Genomic DNA, 18125 nt, shown 5'->3' with positions numbered 1-18125 from the left:
AGATCAACACAACCGGGGCCGCCCCGGTGGAGGTGATCTTCGGAGGAACCTCCAAGCCGGGGCCTGGGGCCAGGCTCAGTCGGCGGTCACCCGGAGGTTGGCCAGCACGGTCGAGTCGGCGGCGGAGACGGCCACGATCCGGCCGGTGCGGTGCCAGTAGGTGACGCCGCCGCCGTGCTGCCGGACGCCCGCCCCGGCCGGATCGGCCGCCGGGAGGAGCACCGAGCACCGCGGGGTCGGGTCGGCGCCGGCTCCCCCGTCGAGCCGGACCGAACCGTCCGCCTGCGGGACGGCGAGGACATGGCGCTCACCGTCGGTCAGCACGGTCGGGGCGGGCGCGTCGCCGAACGCCCGCCAGGTGGGCGGCTGCTCGCCGAGCCAGCCGACCGTCGTGCCGCCGTCCGTCGCGGTGGGGAACACCGCGATCACCGGCCCGGAGGCGAGCAGCCCGGTGGGCGGCCGGTCCGGATCCAGCAGGTGCCGGGAGCGCAGGTCCCAGCCGGGCAGGTCCCAGCGCCAGCGCTCCAGCCGGGTGCCGGCCGCGACCAGGGCGCTGCAGCCGGCCGCCGTGCGGGCGATCCGGCCGACCAGGCGCTCGTCGCCGCCGAGTTCGCGCCGGACCACGGTCGGGCGGGCGGCCAGGGTGTCCAGGACGGCGATGCCGTCCTCGTCCGCCGTGATCAGCAGCCGGCCGTCGAAGGACCCGACCACCTGCCGGGCCCGCAGCGAGGCCCAGCGCCGCACGGCCCGGGTGGCGAGGTCGAGCCGGGAGATCTCGCAGACCTCGCCGTACCGGGCCACCAGCAGGGCCGCCCCGCCGTGGTCGGCCGGCACCAGCTGGTCGGCGGGGACGTCCCAGCGGGCCCTGGTCCGGCCGTCGGGCGCGAGCAGGCGGACGCCCGCCTGGCCGCAGGCGACCAGCACGGACCCGGAGTCGAGCAGGACGGCGTCCCGGACCGGGAGGGTGCCGGGCCGCGCGTCCGCGGTGACCTCCAGCGGGCCGGCCGCCGTCCGGCGGGGCGCCCGGGGAGCCGGCAGGTCGGCGGCGGCCAGCGGGTCGGCCCGCCGGAGCAGGCCCGCGTGCAGGCCGCGTCCGGTGCGCTCGTCGACCGACGGGCCGAGGCCGCCGTCCCGGACGGCGGTGCGGGCCGCGGCGGTGGCCAGTCGGCGGTCGGTGGCGGGGTCGGCGCACGGGAGCGCCGCGAGGGCGGCGGTGAGCTGCTGCCGCTCGGCCAGGTGCCGGGCCTCGCCGCCGGCCAGGACGGCCAGCGCGAGGTCGGTGGTCGCGGGGCCGGCGCCGAGGGCCAGCAGGTGGGCGAGCGCCCGGGAGCGGGGCGGCCCGCCGAGGGCGACGGCGGCCCGCAGGTCCTCGACCACGCTGCCGCGCAGCGACTCGTCCGGCCAGGCGGCGTCCACCGCGCCGAGCCGGTCGCCCGCCTCCCGGCAGGAGTGCACCCAGGCCTCGCGCAGTTCTCGGGCGGCCGCCCGGTCCTGCCGGGCCAGCCGCTCGACCGCGTCCGCGAAGACGCCGCGGGCGCGGGCGATCCGCAACGCCCGCGCCCGGTCGCCCGCCAGCCACCAGAGCCTGACCTGCAGGCCCGGGTCGAGGTCGCGGCCCTCGGCGAGTTCGGCGGCCTGCGCGGTCCGGCCGTGCCGTTCGAGCAGCGCCACGGCCTCCGCCGCGGCGTCGAGCAGATCGGCCAGGACGAAGGCGGCCTCCTCGGCCCGGCCCTCGCGTTCGAGCGCCTCGGCAGCCCGCCGGTAGAGCACGCTCAGGTGCTGGTGCACGCCGGGGGCGGAGAGCGGCGAGGCCGTCACCGGCCCCGGGCCGGCGGCCGGGGTCGGGCGCAGGGCGCCGGAGCGGCGCTCCGGCAGCCCGAGACCGAGCCGGCCGGGCACCGGGGCGGAGTCGTGGGCGAGCTTGATCGCATCGCGCAGCGCGTCCTCCCATCGGCGCTGCTCGAAGGCCCGGGTCAGTTCGCGCAGGTAGCGGGCGTGGCGGCCGCGGACCAGGGGGGCCATCGGGCTTCGCATCGTCAACCGGGCGAGCAGGTCGCCCAGCCGGCGGCGCCGGCTGCGGGCGGGTCGGCGCGGGGCCGGGGCCCGGGCGGGTCCCGGCGCCGGGCGGGAACGCGCGGCGCCGTCCGGGACTTGTCGGCCCCGGACGGCGAGCAGGACGCACGCGAGCAGGATGAGAAGCAGGGCGGGCCAGCCCGCGGTCCCGGGCGATTTGGGGCGCAGCACCGCCAGGACGGCCAGCGGGCACAGCAGGGCCGCGATCGCGAGCACGCCGCCCGTCATGGCGGCTCCGCCGCGCGGGGCCCGGCGGGCGGCGGCTCGCGGGCCGGAGCCGTCGGCCGTGGCGGGCTCGGTCTGCCGGCGGGCCCGTTCGGAGCGCGGACCGATCCGGGCCGCCGCGCGCAGGTCGGGCTCCGCCTTGGCGGGCCGGCCGTCCACGACCGGTTCGGGCCGGACGGGCGCGGTCAGCGGGGCCAGCCGACGGACCGTCAGGCCGGTGAGGTCCAGCCACTCGGCCGGGTCCAGGGCCGGCAGCCCGGCGATCCGGTGGCGCTGGAGCACCCCGCCGCGCAGCAGGACGAGTTCGCCGTCCTCGGCCCGGGCGTCCTCGGCGCCGACCGCCACCAACGCGCCGCCGACCGCCCGCACCGGGAGGCCCGGCGCCTGCTCGGGCCGTAGCTCCACCGGATCCGGCAGGCGCAACAGCCAGCAGCCGTCCGGGAGTTCGCCGAGCCGAGCACCGTCCTGCCAGAGCTCCAGGACCCGCTCGGCGGCCTGGGCCGGGCCGATCACCGGAAGGTCCAGGACGAAGCCCGCGGCGGTGACGCCGCTGCGGAAGACCCCGGCGGTGGTGCTCATCGCTCGCTCCTGAGCTCACGGTGGACGTGCCCACCGAAGGCGTCGCCCAGGACGATCCGGCCCGGCTCCGGTTCGGCGGCGATCAGCGGCAGGGCGGGGTGGACGGCGGGCGCCGGGCCGCCGCCGGAGAACCGGTCGAGGGTCCGGACGCGGTCCGGCGTCCGGCTGTGCACCAGGGCGTCGGACCGGGTGCGGGTGATCAGCGCGGTCGCGGCGCCGTCGTCGACCACGCCGACCACCTCGGCATCGGCCCGGAAGGTGATCCGGCACCGGGGACGGTGCCGGGGCTGGACCTCCCAGTGCTTGCCGTCCGGTGACCAGGCGACGGCGCCGTTGCCGTGCACCCGGTGCACGGCGGCGGCCGCCTCGGGCGGCAACGGGTCGTCGGACAGCCGCAGTTCGCGGGTCCAGGAGAACGCGGGGCCGCTGGGCGCGGTGGCGCCCGGGGGTTCGACCGGGCCGTCGTCGGCGGCCGTCCCGTCCCGGGCGATCCGCCACCAGCGGCCGGCCAGCGGGGCGAGCAGGGCGTCGCCGTCGAGTCGCAGCGGCAGGACGGGGGCCCGGCGGAGTTCGGCGAGCAGCGCGTCGTCGAGGCCGAGCGGGCCGCGATCGGCTGGCGTGCGCTCCCCGCCCGGCAGCGGGCGGCCGACGACGTGGGTGGCCAGCCGGTCGCCCTGGACCACCAGGGTGACCAGCCGGCGGCCGATCCGGGCCGCCGCGACGACGGCGCCCGGCAGGTCGTGGCGGCGCTCGCGGGCGACCTCCCGCCCGGAGCTGCCGGAGACGTCGACCGCGTACAGGCGGCGCTCCCATCTGCCCCGGATCAGCAGTGTCCGGGCGGAGCCGGTGAAGGCGGGCAGGCCGAGCCCGTCGGCGACCGACGGCGAGGCGGAGCCCGGCGCGGACCGGAGGAACTCCGCACCGCGCAGCGCGCGGACGGCGATCGCCGGTGCGGGCAGCGGGAGTTCGGCGGCGGCGCCGCCGAGCGACACCGAGACGTGGGTGGCCCCGTGGGCGTCCCACCGGGTGGTCTCGCTCGTCAGCGTGCGCCGGCGGGCGGGCAGTTCGGCGGCCAGGGCGGGCGAGGTGAGCAGCCAGGCCCGGTCGGCCGCGTCCAGCTCCGCTTCGGCCGCGTGTACGGCGTCCGGGCCGGGGTCGGTGGCGCGGCGGGCGGCAAGCCAGCGCGGCAGCAGGTCGGGGAGGTCGCCGGTCAGCCACCGACCGGGCGGTGCGCCGAGGATCCCGACCATCAGTTCCGCGCCCCGGGCGGCGGCCCGGCGGTGCAGCACGATCAGTGCGGCGAGCTGCACCAGGCGGCCGGCGCCGGCCTGCGCGGGGCCGGTGTCCGCCAGGACGGCGACTCGGCCGCGTATCGCCGGAGTGCGGAACTCCGGTGCTGTGTAGAGGAGTTCACCGTCCGCCAGGCGGCGGAGGAACTCGTCGGGGAACTCGTCGGCGAGCAGCCATTCGGCGGCCGACAGCTGGTCCGGCCGTCCGGCGCGGGCGAGGCCGCCGTAGCCGTCCAGAACGCCCTCGGCCGCGGTGAACGGCTCGCGCTCGCCGATCAGCGCGTCGATCCGCCGGAGCATCGGACCGAGCGCCGAGGCGAGTGCGGGCGTGAGCGCCGACAGGCCGGCGGACCACGGCGCGAGCGCGGCCGGCAGCAGCGGTGCGGCAGGCAGGCGGTCGGCGGGGGTCGGGCGGTCGGCGGCCGTGTCCCCGTCCCCCTGCGGCGGGGCGTTCATGACGGTTCCTCGCCTCTCGCGAGCAGGGTGAGCGCGGCCGGGTCGGGCGGGCCCGTGGGCAGGTCCGCGACCAGGGCGAGGCCGGGCACCAGGACCAGCAGCAGGCCGTCGCCGGGGGCCAGCGCCTGCCGCCACAGGGCCGGTGCGGGCGTGGGACACGCGGTGGTCGGGAGCAGCGTGCCGCCGTCCCGGCCGAGGTAGCGGACGCCGTCGGCCCACGGCAGGTCGGCGCCCGCGCCGAGCACCACCAGTGACTGTTCGTCGGCCACGGCCCGCAACGCGGCTCCGCCGGCCAGCCGTTCGGCCGTGGCGCGGGCGAGGGCGGGCACCGCGGGGCCGAGGGCGAGCACCGCGGCGGCGGGCAGCGGGGGTTCGCGGCGGTGCCACTGGAGCGGGGCGCCGGGTGGCGCGCTCACGAGAGCCGGACCGCGGCGGCGAGTCCGGCGCGTATCCCGGCCAGCGGCGCGGGCAGGTCGGCGGGGTCGAAGCCGGCGTCGATCTCGCGCAGCGTCGCCTCCAGCCGGAGGCGGTCGTCGCGCGCGGCGGGCGCCGTGCCGTGTTCGGCGAGCAGGGCGGCGGCGGTGCGGGCGAGGCGCTCGGCGCGGGCCAGTGCGCCCCGGGACAGCTCCTCGGCAGCGTGCACCAGACTCGCGTTGGCCGACTTCTCGACCAGGTCGGCCAGGGTGTCGCGGGCCAGCGCGTGGGTGTCCGCGGTGGGGGCGATCAGCGGCAGGACCCACAGGTCGCGGGCGCTCGCCGTGGTGCGGCCGTCGAGCACCGCGGCCGCGGCGACCAGACGCTGGGAGCGGACGGCGCGGCGGTCGCTGACCGGGACGCCCGCGCCGCGCAGCCGGCGCAGTGCGGCGGCCAGCAGCGGCGTGACGTCCGCGAGGTCGCAGGCGCGGGCGGCGGCGGCCAGCCGGTCGACCGCTCCGAGCAGATCGGCGGGGGCCGGTGGCGCGGACGCGGGCCGGCGGCCGGCCTCCAGCAGTTCCTCCAGGCGGGCGTCGGGTACCGGTTCGACGAACAGGCGGGCGAGGAAGCGGTCGGCGAAGGCGGCCAGCGCCGGGTCCTCGGGGAGGTGGTTGGCGGCGCCGACGCAGACCCGCAGCGGGCTGGGCAGCGCCGTCGCGCCGCGCCGGAAGACCCGCTCGTTGAGCAGGCCGAGCAGGGTGTTGAGGACGGCGGTCGAGCCGAGGAAGACCTCGTCCAGGAAGGCGATCTCGGCCTCGGGCAGCATGCCCGCGGTCTCGTACTCGACCCGGCCCTCGCGCAACCGGCGCAGGTCGACCGGGCCGAAGAGCTCGTTGGGCTCGGTGAACCGGCCCAGCAGGTACTCGAAGTAGCGCCCGCCCAGCCGGGCCGCCACCTGCCGGACCGCCGCCGACTTGGCCGTCCCGGGCGGGCCGACCACCAGCAGGTGCTCGCCAGCGACCGCGCACAGGGTGACCACCTCGGCCAGCACCTCACGGTCCACCATGCCTTCACCGGCGGTGGCCGCGGCCGCGCCGATGGTCTTCGCGTCGGCCGCCAGGGCCGTGGTGCTGAGCTCCGTCACGGCACCGGAGTCTAGGCCGCCGATCAAGGCTGCCACCAGCGGGTTTACGCTCGGCCGGAACGCCGCCGGGCCGGACCGCCACCGGCCGGGGAAGCCGGTGACCGCGAACGGCGGTGACCGCGAACGCCGCCGGGCCGCACGACGGCGAGGTCGCGCGGCCCGGCGGACGAGCGGAGGATCCTGAGCGGTGGATCCTAGTAGCCGCGCCAGCACGAGCCGTAGCAGCGGGCCTGGGCGACCTTGTCCATGCTGCCGTAGACGTGGTTGCAGTAGCGGGCGCTGGCGATCAGGTTGTCGACCGGGTTGGTGATCTCGGTGTGGCCGGCCAGCGCGTACGCCTTGAAGGTCGGCTTGATCATCTGGGTCAGGCCGATCGACGGGATGCCGGCCTTGGCGTTGGAGTCCCAGCCGTTGACGGCCGTCGGGTTGCCCGAGGACTCGGACATCGCGGTGGCGCGCATCGCCTTGGCGGACGGGACGCGGTCACCGTGCGCGGCCAGCACGTCGCGGGCCTCCTGGATCCAGCCGTCGAGGTTGTTCGGGTAGCTCGGCTGGGCCGGGGCGGCCGGCTGGGGAGCCGGCGCGGGCTCGGGGGCCGGGGCGGGAGCCGGGGCGGGCGCCGGGGCCGGGGCGGGCGCCTCCGCCGGAGCCGGAGCGGGGGCCGGAGCGGGCGCCTCCGCGGGGGCGGCGGGGGCCTCGGCGGCGGGCGCCGCAGCGGCGGGCGCGGCGGCGGCGGCGGGAACGGTGGCGGCGGCGGGCTCCGCGGCGAACGCCTGGCTCGCCGGGACAGCCAGGCCGACGACCACGGCACCGGTGAGACCGGCCGCGAGAACGCAGTCGGGCAGGCGGGGGTGGTTCATTCGGATCTTCGAGATTCGGAGTCGGCCCTGGCTGATCGCACGCACGCTGAAGCACCTCTTGGGTAGCGGGGGTCGCACCACGTCCCGGGACAGCCGGGAGCCCGTGACGAGCACGGCGGCACCGCACACCTGGCGGCCGAAGTACGGCGGCGGGATCGGACCCGCCGACTGCGCAGCGGGGCCGCGTACGGCCCTGCCACCGACCCGCTCTACGTCGAGGTCGACTGCGCTGTTCGCACCCTGCGGACCTGCTCGGCCCGGGGCGCTCCCTCGATGTTGCGCGACCCCCACCCCCGGGGCAACCGGCCCGGGCAGGGTCCGGACCGGCCGGACGCACCGGGGGCGACGGCGCCAACGCGGCCCGGGACGACCGGTGGTGACGGCCCGTCGGGCCAACTCCGGGCCCGAGGCGGGCCGTCCCCCGTGGGGAAGCTCACAGATTGACCGGAAAGTGCCCCATAATGACCGATATGTCCGAATTCAGACAGGCGCTTCCGCACCCTCAACCACGCCTGGAACCAACCGGGTTGACGCCCGAACGACCTCCCCCGACACCCTGCCGCCCGGACCCCCGCCACACCCCCCGGACGTGACCCCCGTCTCGTACCGGGACACCCGTCCGTGACCCCGGTCACCGCCGTGGCCACCCCCGCACCGGCCCCGCTCTCAGCGGACGGCGGCCACCAGCGAGTCCCCCACCGAGCGCCAGATCACACCCGCCTCCCGGAAGCCCGCCTCCACCAGCCGCGCACGGTGCCAGTCGGCGGGCCGCGGCTGCGGGTCCTCGTGCGAGCCGTGGACGAGGGCGCGCGCGGCGGCCTGCTTGGCCAGCACCGGGTCGGCGGCGACCGCGGCCCACCACTGGGCCCAGTCGAGGACGCCCCGCGCACGTTCGCGCTGCTGCCGGCGCCGCTGGAAGGACTCGTCGGCGGCGTTGAGCAGCGGGGTGCCGGGTTCGGGGGTGTGGTCGGCGTTGAGGAAGACGCCGCCGGGGCGCAGCAGCACGGCCACGTCCCGGTAGATCCGGGCCAGGTCCTCGGCGGGCAGCCAGTGCAGCGCGGTCGCGGTCAGCACCGCGTCGTACGGGCCGGGCGGGAGCCGGGCGGGCCAGTCGCGGTCGCGGAGGTCGGCGGTCACCAGGGTGAGCCGGGGCTCGGCCGCGAAGTGGCCGCGGGCGATGGCGAGGAGGACCGGGTCGATGTCGACCCCGACACTGACGGCCCCGGGCAGGCGGGCCAGCAGGCGCTCACTGATGCTGCCGGTGCCGCAGGCGAGGTCGAGCACGCGGGGTGCCCGGCCGGCGTGCGCCTCGACCGTGTCGAGCATCACGCGGAAGCGCTCCTCACGGTCGGGCAGGTACCACTCCTGCTGCCGGTCCCAGCTGCGCTGCCAGTCGTCCCAGTGCTTGCCGTCCATGGGGACACCCCTCCCAGGTAATAGATGAACAGCCATATTGGCCATTACCGAGCATAGGGTCGCGCCCGTAATCCCCGCAAGCGCATTCCAGCCATTACCGCCGGTCGGCTTTTCGCCCCACGACCGGCCGCTCCCGTAGAGTTCGCCCGGAGCATCGGCGAAGCGGACAAGGAAACAACAGCGGTCATGACGGCGGGCGCGGAGATCCAGAACGCAGAAGAGATCGAGTACGGCCCGGGCATCGCCCCGGAGCGGCTGGAGCTCTGCCTCAGCGTGCTCGCCGAGCTCGACGAACTGGACGTCGACCACCCGGACGCGATCACCGTCCGCAAGGCCGTCGGCGGTGTCTTCCGGACCCTCAAGCAGCGCCGCCGCCAGGAGATGCGGGCCCGCAAGACGGCCAACGACCGCGAGGTCACCTCCCGTACCGCCACCGGCGCACCCGGCCGGATCGACGACGAGACGGCGGGCGTCTTCGGCCTCAGCACCGAGACCACCACCGAGATCGCCGGAATACTCGAACGCCCGCGCTCCTGCTACACCTGCAAGCAGCGGTACGTCGAGGTGGACGCCTTCTACCACCAGCTCTGCCGCAACTGCGCCGCACTCAACCACGGCCGCCGCAACGCCCGGACCGACCTGACCGGCAAGCGGGCCCTGCTCACCGGCGGCCGGGCCAAGATCGGCATGTACATCGCGCTGCTGCTGCTCCGCGACGGCGCGCACACCACCATCACCACCCGCTTCCCCAACGACGCGATCCGCCGCTTCATGGCGATGCCGGACAGCGCCGGCTGGATCCACCGCCTCAAGATCATCGGCATCGACCTGCGCGACCCGGCCCAGGTGATGGCCCTCGCCGACGAGGTCGCCGCCGACGGCCCGCTGGACATCCTGATCAACAACGCCGCGCAGACCGTCCGGCGCTCCCCCGAGTCCTACCGCGAGCTGCTGGCCGCCGAGTCCGCGCCGCTGCCGGCCGGTGAGCTGCCCCCGGCCACCGTGATCGGCCGGTTCGGCAGCGGCGGCGTCGACCTGCCGGCGCTGCCCGGCCAGGCCACCAGCGGCAGCGAGCGGATCGCGGCCGAGGAGGTCACCGCCCTCGCCCTGGTCACCGGCTCCGCCACGCCCGAGCGGATCGCGGCCGGCACCGCCATCGACGCCGGCGGTCTGGTCCCCGACCTGGCCCCGACCAACAGCTGGGTCCAGACCGTCAGCGAGGTCGGCCCGGTCGAGCTGCTCGAAGTCCAGCTCTGCAACTCCACCGCGCCGTTCATCCTGATCAGCCAACTGCGCCCGGCGATGGCCGCCTCCACCGCCCGCCGCAAGTACGTGGTGAACGTCTCCGCGATGGAGGGTGTCTTCAACCGCGGCTACAAGGGCGCCGGTCACCCGCACACCAACATGGCCAAGGCCGCGCTGAACATGCTCACCCGTACCAGCGCGGACGAGATGCTGCAGAGCGACGGCATCCTGATGACCAGTGTGGACACCGGCTGGATCACCGACGAGCGGCCGCACCCCGACAAGATGCGGCTCGCCGAGGAGGGCTTCCACGCCCCGCTCGACCTCGTCGACGGCGCCGCCCGGGTCTACGACCCCATCGTCCGGGGCGAGTTGGGCGAGGACCTGTACGGCTGCTTCCTCAAGGACTACTCCAAGGCCCCCTGGTAGGAGACGGTTTCGATGGCGGCAGCACCGATGCTCGGGGCCGGCGTGATCGTCCCCACCACCGACGGCCGGGTCCTGCTCGGCCGTCGGACCACCGCGGGCGAGGCGCCGACCTGGAGCCTGCCCGGCGGCAAGGTCGACCAGCCCGGCGAGTCCTTCGAGCAGGCCGCCGCACGGGAGTTGGCGGAGGAGACCGGCATCGTGCTGCCGGCCGCGGCGATGCGGGTGCTGGCCGTCCTGCTGGACCACCGGGACGGCCGGGCCAGGCTCACCGCCGCCGTCCTGGCCCCGCCCACCGACGCACCGGCCTTCGTCACCGAGCCGCACGCCTGCGCCGGCTGGGATCGCTTCCCGGTGGACGCGCTGCCCGCGCCGCTGTTCCACCCGTCCGCCCTGGTCCTGGGCAGCTGGCTGCCCGACCTCACCGACCCGCCCGGAGTGGCGTTCCGCTACCCGCTGGGGCCGTCCCCCGCCTGAGCACCGGGCACCCGCCCGAGGCGTGATCCCCTGGCGGTCCGGTCCCGCACCGGGCGTCGGCACGCCGATCCGAGCGTCGGGGAGCAGCGGAACCGGCTTGCGCTACGCGCGGCCGCGCCGGTCGGCGATCGCCTGCCACACCTTGTCGCGCAGCAGCGGGACTTCGGTGAAGCGCACCCCGGTGGCGTCCCGCAGGGCGTTGGCGAAGGCGGGGGCGACCGGGTTGAAGGGGCTCTCGCTCATCGACTTGGCGCCCAGCGGCCCGATCGCGTCGGAGGTCTCCATGAAGTGCACCTCGGTGCGCGGCACATCGGCGTAGGCCGGCAGCCGGTAGCGGCGGAAGGCGGCGGTGGTGACCTGGCCGTCGTCGTCGACGAGGACCTGTTCGAACAGGGTCGCGCCGAGGGCCTGGGCGACGCCGCCCTCGACCTGGCCGCGGCACTGCATCGGGTTCATCACCTTGCCGGCGTCGGCCGCGTGGACGCTCCTCAGGATCCGCATCTCGCCGGTGTCCGGATCGACGGCGATCCGGAACCACTGGGCGTTGAAGGCGACCGAGCGCGGCGAGCCTCCCCAGTGGCCCTCGCCCGCCAGGGTCACGCCCTTGCCGTGGGCGGCCTCGAAGAGCTCCTTGAGTGCGACCCGCCGGCCGTCGCACTCGACCGCGTCCACCGTCAGCCGGCACCGGCTCCGCGGTGTCCGGGCGTACTCCGCGGCGAACGAGAGGAGTCGCTCGGCGAGGGCGTCGGCGGCCTTCATCACCGCCTTGCCCGCGACGACGGTGCCGGCCGAGCCGAAGGCCCCGGTGTCGTGCCGGACGACGTCGGTGTCGGACTGCCGGACGGCGATCCGGTCGACGGTGGTGCCCAGTGCGCCGGCGGTGATCTGCTGGTGCACGGTGGTGGTGCCGTTGCCGAACTCGGCGGTGCCGACGGCGATGTCGTAGCCGCCGTCCGCCAGCAGCGTCACGGTGGCGTCGGCGAAGTGCCCGCCGGGCGGCCCGGTGGCGATCATCGACATGGCGGCGCCCTGCCCGACCAGCCAGCCCGGCGGGGCGTCCTCGGCGCTGCGGTCCTCGGCGACGGCGTCGCGGACCACCCGGAGGCACTGGTCGAGGCCGTAGCTGGCGATGTGCAGGTCCTCCTCCTCGCCGCCGGGGCTGATCATGTGCTCGCCGGGGCCGATGATGTTGCGCTCGCGGAACACCAGCGGGTCGATGCCCAGCCGGCGAGCCATCTCGTCCATCGCCGACTCGACCGCGAAGGTCACCTGTCCGAGGCCGTACCCGCGGAACGCCCCGGCCGGCACGCAGTTGGTGTAGACGGAGTAGGCGTCGACCTTCTTGTGCGGCGCCCGGTAGACCGCCATCGACTCGCCCACGCTGTGGAACATCACCGCGGGGCCGTGGTTGCCGTACGCGCCGGTGTTGGAGACGACCCGCAACCGGAGCGCGGTGAGCGTACCGTCGCTCTTCGCCCCCGCCTTGATCCGGATGGTGAACGGGTGCCGGGTGGTGGCGCCGTAGAACTGCTCGGGCCGGGTGAACTCCAGCTTCACCGGGCGCTTCAGCCGCATCGCCGCGAGCACCACGACGTCCTCGACGAGCATCTCCTGCTTGCCGCCGAACCCGCCGCCGACCCGGCCGGCCACCACCCGGACGTACTCGTGCGGCAGGTCGTACAGCGCGCACAGCGCACGGCGGGTCAGGAACGGCACCTGGGTGCTGGAGCGGACCACGATCCGCTCCCGGGCCACGCCGTCCTCGCCGGTGTGGTCCTCGAACCAGGCCACCGCACCGTGCGTCTCCAGGCTCGCGTGCTGCACCCGCTGGGTACGGAAGGTCTCCTCGTAGACCAGGGCCGCCTCGGCGAAGCCCTCCTCGACGCTGCCGATCTCGCCGTGCACCTCGCCGCAGACGTTGTTCTCCGGGCGGGCGATCCGCGACTCCGGGCCCTTGCGGTGGACGACCGGCGCGCCGGGCGCCATGGCGAGCTCCGGGTCGATGACGAACGGCAGCACCTCGTACTCCACCACGATCCGGCGGCAGCCCTCCTCCGCCGCCCCCTCGCTGTCGGCGACCACGGCCGCGACCCGCTGCCCGGCGAACCGGACCACGTCGTCCAGTACCCGGGTGTCGTCTGGGTCCTCGGTCGGGTGCTCGTGCCGCGCCGAGGAGAACAGCCGCTCCGGGGCGTCGTGGTGGGTCAGGACGAGGTGCACCCCGGGCACCCGCAGCGCGGCCGAGGTGTCGATGGAGACGATCCTGGCGTGCGGGTGCGGGGAGCGCAGCACTTTCATGTGCAGCAGCCCCTCCACCTCGACGTCGAAGGTGTAGCGGGCGGTCCCGGTGACCACCTGCGGCCCGGCCGGGGCACCCGGGCTGCGGCCGACCGCCTGCCCGGCGCACGGCTCCTCGGCGTGCCTGACCCCGCGGACGGCGTCCTCGATCGCCCGGTAGCCGGTGCACCGGCACAGGTTGCCCTTCAAGGACCGCGGCAGGTCCGCCAGTTGATCCTCGTCCAGAGCCGAGGTGGTCATCAGGAAGCCGGCCGTGCAGAACCCGCACTGGAAGCCCTGCGCGTCCAGGAAGCGCTGCTGCATCGGGTGGAGTTCGCCGTTCCCGGCCAGCCCCTCGACGGTGGTCACCGAGCGGCCCTCGGCCCGGACCGCCGGGTAGAGGCAGCTGTGCACCGGCTCGCCGTCGACCTGGACGGTGCACGCCCCGCAGTCCCCTGCGTCACATCCCTTCTTGACCCCGAACCAGCCGCGGTCGCGCAGGTAGGTGCGCAGGCACTGGCCGGCGCGGGGCTCCTCGTCGAAGTCCTGGTCGTTGACCCGGATCGAGTAGCTCATCGTCCGGCCTCCTCGGTCAGTTCGCGGCGGATCTCCTCGGCGTAGCGGAACGTCATGTGGCGCCGCCAGGCGGGCAGTCCGTGGATGTCGTCGAAGTACTCCCCGGGCTCGATCCCGTACTCGACCGCCTCGCGCACCGCCGCCGCGTTCGGCGGCAGCGGGAAGGCCAGCCGGATCGGCCGTACGGTGGAGGCCGAGACGGTGATCGTCAGGGTCCCGTCGAGCGGGTCGAGGGTGCCGGTCACGAGCACGCCGGACCGGCCCAGCCCGTACAGCGAGGCCTGCCGGAACGCCGTCCTGGACCGCAGCGCTCGGGCGGGCAGGGTGACCGAGCGCAGCAGTTCGCCGGGGTGCAGGACGTTGCGGCCGGCTCCGGTGACGAACCGCCCGACGGGGACCTCGCGCCGGGCGCCGGTCTGGGCCTGCAACAGGCAGACGCCGTCGAGGCCGGCGGCCAGCGAGATCATCGGCCCGGCCGGCAGCGCGTTGCACAGATTGCCGCCGAAGGTGGCCATGTTCCAGATCTTCCACGAGGCCAGGAACGCCCGGCAGCACTGCTCGAAGAGCGGCGCCGCCGTCCAGTGCGCGGGCTTCGGGAAGCGTGACAGCCGGGCGACGGTGCAGGTCGCGGCGATCTCCAGGTCGCCGGTGGCCGTCACCTGCAGCGGCTCCCACCCCGTCCGGCTCAGGTCGATCAGCCGGCGGAGGTGGGGCTGCGGCTCGGAGAACAGATAGGTGCCGCCCCCCAGCCAGGCGTCGCCCGACAGCCACGTATCGCGACGGCGGGCGTCGCGTACCTCCAGCACCGTGTTCAGATCCACGTTGTTCCACCGTCCTCGACAGCTCGATACGGCGATTGAAGCAACGCCCCACCTGCGGGGACGAGTGGTGCCGCACACCGGCGGCCGGCGGGCGGACTGGAGGATCGACCAGGAGGATCGACGGCCGGCTTCTTGCATCTGCCAGCGCGTTACTCATGTCAGCCTGGCAGATGCCAGGTGCCGCCGGTGTCCTCGGTCACCCGGGTCGGGACGGGCGGCCGGGCCGGGCATACCGTAGGAGGGCATGACCGATATGTCGACATCGCGGTAGTCGCCCGCCGTCGACCACATCGGCCACACTGGACCCAGACACCCGCGGGAAGCGGGCACGGCCACGTAGGGGAGCAGGGAAGAGATGGCGGACGGGAGGGACCCCAGGCGTCCCCACGGCGAACTCGTCGCGGACGTGCTGGCCGTGCTCTGGGCGGCCCGGGAGCCGCTCACCCCGGGGCAGGTCAACGACGCCCTCGGCGGCGGACTGGCCAGGACCACCGTGACGACGATCCTCACCCGCCTCCACGAGAAGGGGACCCTGGACCGCCGACGCGCCGGCCGCGGGTTCGCCTACTCCCCCGTGCACGACGCCGCCGGACTGGCCGCCAGCCGGATGCACCGCGAACTGCACAGCGACCCGCGCCGCGAGCTCGTCCTGGAGCGCTTCGTCTCCTCGCTCTCGGAGGACGACGAGGACGTGCTGCGCAGGCTGCTGCGTACCGCGGAGGGCGAGGACGCCCGGTGAACGTCCCGATGAGCCCGCTGGTGATGGTGCTCGTGCTGCTCGCCCTGATCTGCCCGTGGGCCGCCGTCCCCGCCGCCCGGCGGCTCGCCGATCTGCTGCCGCCCAGGGCCGCCTCGCTCACCCTGGCCGGTGCGGCCGGGTCGCTGGCCGGCGGCACCCTGCTCGCCCTGGGCGTCCTGGTCGGCGGCGGGCTGCTGCACCACCCGGGGCTGGCCGCCGACGTCCGGATGTCGCTGCCCTGGGTCGTGTCGACCTCACCGGCGGCCGTGCCGGTCGCCGCGGGCGCCGCCCTCGCGCTGCTGGTGGCCGGCGGCTGCGCGGCACACCTGTGGCGCAGGCAGCGGGCCCTGCTCGCGCGGACCTGGCGGACGGTCGAGGCGCACCCCGGCGGTGGCGACCTGACCGTACTGCCGGAGGGGGCCCCCGACGCGTTCGCGCTCCCCCGCCACGCCGGGCGTCCCGGCCGGGTCGTGGCGACCTCGGCCATGCTGCGGGCACTCGACCGGAGCGAGCGCGACGTCCTGCTGGCGCACGAGCGCGCCCACCTGGCCGGCCGTCACCACCTGATCGCCCGCACCGTCCAGCTCGCCGCCGCCGCGCATCCCGCGCTGCGCGGGCTGCGCCCGGCGCTCTCCTTCCACCTGGAGCGGTGGGCGGACGAGGACGCGGCCGAGGCGGTGGGCAGCCGCCGGCTGGTGGCCACGGCCGTCGCCCGGGCGGCGCTGGCCGCCTCCGCCTCCGGCCGGCAGCCGAGCCTGCTGCTGGCGGTGGACACCGGGCCGGTGCCGCGCCGGGTCAGCGCCCTGCTCGGTCCCGCCCCCCGGGCTCCGCGCCACCGGGGCCGGTGGATGGCGGCGGGCGGCCTGCTGGCGGTCGTCGCCCTCTCGCTGACGCTGAGCCTCGGCTCCGCGTACGGGCTCCACGAGTACGTCGAGCAGGCCCAGGAGGTCAGCCAGGACCGCTGACGGAGCTGGGCTCCGCCACCGTGGGCGGCCCCGCGCCGGCCGGGCGGCCGACCAGTTCGAGCAGCGGCAGGCTCAGACCGAGCCAGGCCGCCGCGAGGAGCCACCCGCCGACCACGTCGAGCGGCCAGTGCACCCCCAGGTAGACGCGGGTGAGCCCGACGGTCACCGCCAGCACGCCGAGGACCGTCAGGACGGGCACCGTCCAGGCGCGCCGTACGCCGCGTGCCACCGCCCAGGCGAGCAGGCCGGCGGCGGCCGCGGCCGTGAAGGCGTGGCCGGACGGATAGGAGTAGCCGCTCGGCGAGGCCGCGACCCAGTCGGCCACCGGCGGCCGGGGCCGGGCGAACGCCCGCATCAGCCCGTTGCGGAGCAACTGCCCGAGCGCCAGGGCGAGGACCGGCCCGCCCAGCACCAGCACCCGGTGCCGCGCGGCCGGGGAGTGCCGCAGGGCCAGCAGTCCGGCGACGACGGCGGCGAGGTAGGGCGGGATCCCGGTGCCCAGATCGGTCAGGAGGCCCGCGGCGGTGACCGCGGCCGCCGGGCGGTGGCCGACCGACCAGGCGTGCAGCGACTGCTCGACCGCGAACGGGGTCCAGCGGTGGGCCGCCAGCAGGACGGTCAGCGCGGCGAAGAGCAGCAGCGGGATGCCGGCCGCCAGGGCGACGGTCCGTGCGGTGCTCCGGGGCCCAGCGAGGGCCGGCCCGCCGGTCACCCGCCGACCAGCGGGCGCAGCCGTCCGGCCCGCAGGTGCTCGACGACGGGCCCGGCGAGCCGGGCCGGGCGGGCGAGCGCCAGGCCGAGCAGGATGCCGACCACCGCTCCGGCGAGGACGTCGTGCGGGTAGTGGACGCCGACGAAGACCCGCGAGGCCCCCATCGCCACGGCGGCCACGGCGGCGACGGCCGCCAGGCGCCGGTCGACCTGCCACAGGGCGGCCGCGGCGGCGAAGGCGACGACGGTGTGGTTGCTGGGCATCGACCAGTCGCCGGCCCCCGGGCAGGCCTCCAGGGTGGCTCCGGCCGGCAGCACCCGGCAGGGCCGGGGCTCGCGCAGCAGGGACTTCAGTGCCGTGTCGGCGGCGAAGACCGCCACCACCACGAAGGGTGCGGCGAGCGCGGCGGCCATCCCGGCCGACGGTCCTCGGCGGGCGCGCCACCAGGCGGCGGCCATCAGCAGGGCGAACAGGCCGAGCCCGTAGGCGGACCAGTCGGCGACCAGGTGGCCGACGGGCGCGGGGGTGCGGTGGGCGAGGCCGGTGACGTCCAGGTAGAGCGAGCCGTCGATGCCGGATCCGTCGAGGGCGAGGCCGGCGCGGCTCACCGGTTGTCGGCCTTCGCCGCGCGGCGGGACCTCAGCAGCTCCAGCGCGAGCGGGATCAGGGACAGCACGACGACGAGGGCGACCATCGGCAGCAGGTAGCGGTCGACGTTGGGCACCGAGGAGCCGAGGGCGTAGCCGGCCATCACCAGGCCGACCGTCCACACCAGGCCGCCGACGGTCTGCCAGACGGTGAAGGTCCGGGTCGGCACGTCGAGGGCGCCGGCCAGCGGGTTCAGGACGGTGCGCACGACGGGGATGAACCGGGCCAGCACGACGGCCTTGGCGTGGCCGTAGCGGTTCAGCAGTTCCTCCGCCCGGTGGGCGCCCTCGTGGAGCCGCTTGTTGTGCGAGCGGGCCAGCAGGGCTCCGCCGCCGCGGCGGCCGATCAGGAATCCAGCCTGGGCACCCAGCAGGGCGCCCGCCACCGAGGCGAGCAGGACCTGCGGGAGCGAGAGGTGCACCGTGCCGTCGGCGCCGGGCACGCACAGGAGTCCGGCGGTGAAGAGCAGGGAGTCGCCGGGGAGGAAGAAGCCGATCAGCAGACCGGTCTCGGCGAAGAGCACGATCGCGATGCCGAGGGCCCCGAACGCCCCGAGCAGGGAGCTCGCGTCCAGAAGGTTCACGGCCAGCAGGCCGGTTGGCTGGGGCATCGGGGGGAGGCCTCTCTCCGGGGGTGCGGGTCGCACCCGAAGTTCGTCTACAAGACTGTAGACAGTCTATGGTCGTCCAGACGCTGACCGGAGCCCGGTGGTTCGCCCGACACTGACGGCGGGGCGCAGGGGGCGGACGGACTGGGACGGGGCGGACGGGCCGGGGCGTCCGG

The 18125-nt window shown here is 76.1% G+C and carries 15 protein-coding genes; 4 read left to right on the top strand and 11 right to left on the bottom strand.

The features are described from left to right. Window positions 1-75 precede the first annotated feature (75 nt). From OG871_RS32020 to OG871_RS31995, 6 genes are all read right to left on the bottom strand, one after another. The gene (locus OG871_RS32020) at window positions 76-2877 is read right to left on the bottom strand and encodes a bpX6 domain-containing protein (protein ID WP_371501553.1); all 2802 of its coding nucleotides are present in this window, start codon (window positions 2875-2877) and stop codon (window positions 76-78) included. After that, the gene (locus OG871_RS32015; protein ID WP_371501551.1) at window positions 2874-4622 is read right to left on the bottom strand and encodes a hypothetical protein; all 1749 of its coding nucleotides are present in this window, start codon (window positions 4620-4622) and stop codon (window positions 2874-2876) included. Before OG871_RS32015 ends, OG871_RS32020 begins: the two co-directional genes overlap by 4 nt. Then, the gene (locus tag OG871_RS32010; RefSeq protein WP_371501550.1) at window positions 4619-5038 is read right to left on the bottom strand and encodes a hypothetical protein; all 420 of its coding nucleotides are present in this window, start codon (window positions 5036-5038) and stop codon (window positions 4619-4621) included. The genes OG871_RS32015 and OG871_RS32010 overlap by 4 nt, the downstream gene beginning before the upstream one ends. Next, window positions 5035-6180 (bottom strand): AAA family ATPase, encoded by a 1146-nt coding sequence (locus tag OG871_RS32005; RefSeq protein WP_371501549.1) that lies wholly within the window; start codon window positions 6178-6180, stop codon window positions 5035-5037. The genes OG871_RS32010 and OG871_RS32005 overlap by 4 nt, the downstream gene beginning before the upstream one ends. A gap of 194 nt (window positions 6181-6374) precedes the next feature. Further along, window positions 6375-7040, bottom strand: a complete 666-nt coding sequence (locus OG871_RS32000; protein ID WP_371501548.1) for a transglycosylase SLT domain-containing protein — start codon at window positions 7038-7040, stop codon at window positions 6375-6377. Between the two features lie 666 nt (window positions 7041-7706). Beyond that, window positions 7707-8456: a trans-aconitate 2-methyltransferase gene (locus tag OG871_RS31995; RefSeq protein WP_371501546.1), complete on the bottom strand. Its 750-nt coding sequence runs from the start codon at window positions 8454-8456 to the stop codon at window positions 7707-7709. A gap of 186 nt (window positions 8457-8642) precedes the next feature. Between OG871_RS31995 and OG871_RS31990 the strand changes: the two genes are divergently transcribed. Beyond that, window positions 8643-10130, top strand: coding sequence for an SDR family NAD(P)-dependent oxidoreductase (locus tag OG871_RS31990; RefSeq protein ID WP_371501545.1), 1488 nt, complete (start codon window positions 8643-8645; stop codon window positions 10128-10130). 12 nt (window positions 10131-10142) lie between these two features. Continuing rightward, window positions 10143-10604, top strand: coding sequence for an NUDIX hydrolase (locus tag OG871_RS31985; protein WP_371501544.1), 462 nt, complete (start codon window positions 10143-10145; stop codon window positions 10602-10604). 102 nt (window positions 10605-10706) lie between these two features. Here OG871_RS31985 and OG871_RS31980 read toward each other — a convergent pair whose 3' ends face one another. Continuing rightward, window positions 10707-13457, bottom strand: coding sequence for a molybdopterin-dependent oxidoreductase (locus OG871_RS31980; RefSeq protein ID WP_371501543.1), 2751 nt, complete (start codon window positions 13455-13457; stop codon window positions 10707-10709). Beyond that, a complete protein-coding gene (locus OG871_RS31975) occupies window positions 13454-14278 on the bottom strand; it encodes a xanthine dehydrogenase family protein subunit M (RefSeq protein WP_371501542.1) in 825 nt (274 codons plus the stop codon). Before OG871_RS31975 ends, OG871_RS31980 begins: the two co-directional genes overlap by 4 nt. 355 nt (window positions 14279-14633) lie before the next feature. Here OG871_RS31975 and OG871_RS31970 point away from each other — a divergent pair, with 355 nt between their 5' ends. Together OG871_RS31970 and OG871_RS31965 are read left to right on the top strand one after the other, a co-directional pair. Further along, window positions 14634-15017, top strand: a complete 384-nt coding sequence (locus OG871_RS31970) for a BlaI/MecI/CopY family transcriptional regulator (RefSeq protein WP_371501541.1) — start codon at window positions 14634-14636, stop codon at window positions 15015-15017. After that, entirely contained in the window at window positions 15014-15982 is a 969-nt protein-coding gene (locus OG871_RS31965) for a M56 family metallopeptidase (RefSeq protein WP_371501540.1), read from the top strand. The genes OG871_RS31970 and OG871_RS31965 overlap by 4 nt, the downstream gene beginning before the upstream one ends. On the opposite strand, the gene OG871_RS31960 is transcribed toward OG871_RS31965, so the two are convergent. From OG871_RS31960 to OG871_RS31950, 3 genes are read right to left on the bottom strand one after another with little or no spacing between them, the layout of a single operon-like run. Next, window positions 15966-16694 (bottom strand): phosphatase PAP2 family protein, encoded by a 729-nt coding sequence (locus OG871_RS31960; protein WP_371501538.1) that lies wholly within the window; start codon window positions 16692-16694, stop codon window positions 15966-15968. The two genes, OG871_RS31965 and OG871_RS31960, sit on opposite strands and share 17 nt — an antisense overlap. Beyond that, window positions 16691-17302, bottom strand: coding sequence for a phosphatase PAP2 family protein (locus OG871_RS31955; protein WP_371501536.1), 612 nt, complete (start codon window positions 17300-17302; stop codon window positions 16691-16693). Before OG871_RS31955 ends, OG871_RS31960 begins: the two co-directional genes overlap by 4 nt. Then, window positions 17299-17952: a DedA family protein gene (locus tag OG871_RS31950; protein WP_371501534.1), complete on the bottom strand. Its 654-nt coding sequence runs from the start codon at window positions 17950-17952 to the stop codon at window positions 17299-17301. Before OG871_RS31950 ends, OG871_RS31955 begins: the two co-directional genes overlap by 4 nt. Window positions 17953-18125 lie beyond the last annotated feature (173 nt).

It is taken from the genome of Kitasatospora sp. NBC_00374 (genome assembly GCF_041434935.1).
In the GTDB taxonomy this organism is placed as follows: Bacteria; Actinomycetota; Actinomycetes; order Streptomycetales; family Streptomycetaceae; genus Kitasatospora.
This window is presented reverse-complemented; position numbering and strand designations above follow the sequence as displayed.

Bases quoted from the DNA above. Each gene is read 5' to 3' on its own strand.
- OG871_RS32020 (WP_371501553.1), bottom strand. From the start codon at position 2,877: ATGAGCACCACCGCCGGGGTCTTCCGCAGCGGCGTCACCGCCGCGGGC.
- OG871_RS32015 (WP_371501551.1), bottom strand. From the start codon at position 4,622: ATGAACGCCCCGCCGCAGGGGGACGGGGACACGGCCGCCGACCGCCCG.
- OG871_RS32000 (WP_371501548.1), bottom strand. From the start codon at position 7,040: ATGAACCACCCCCGCCTGCCCGACTGCGTTCTCGCGGCCGGTCTCACC.
- OG871_RS31995 (WP_371501546.1), bottom strand. From the start codon at position 8,456: ATGGACGGCAAGCACTGGGACGACTGGCAGCGCAGCTGGGACCGGCAG.
- OG871_RS31990 (WP_371501545.1), top strand. From the start codon at position 8,643: ATGACGGCGGGCGCGGAGATCCAGAACGCAGAAGAGATCGAGTACGGC.
- OG871_RS31985 (WP_371501544.1), top strand. From the start codon at position 10,143: ATGGCGGCAGCACCGATGCTCGGGGCCGGCGTGATCGTCCCCACCACC.
- OG871_RS31980 (WP_371501543.1), bottom strand. From the start codon at position 13,457: ATGAGCTACTCGATCCGGGTCAACGACCAGGACTTCGACGAGGAGCCC.
- OG871_RS31970 (WP_371501541.1), top strand. From the start codon at position 14,634: ATGGCGGACGGGAGGGACCCCAGGCGTCCCCACGGCGAACTCGTCGCG.
- OG871_RS31950 (WP_371501534.1), bottom strand. From the start codon at position 17,952: ATGCCCCAGCCAACCGGCCTGCTGGCCGTGAACCTTCTGGACGCGAGC.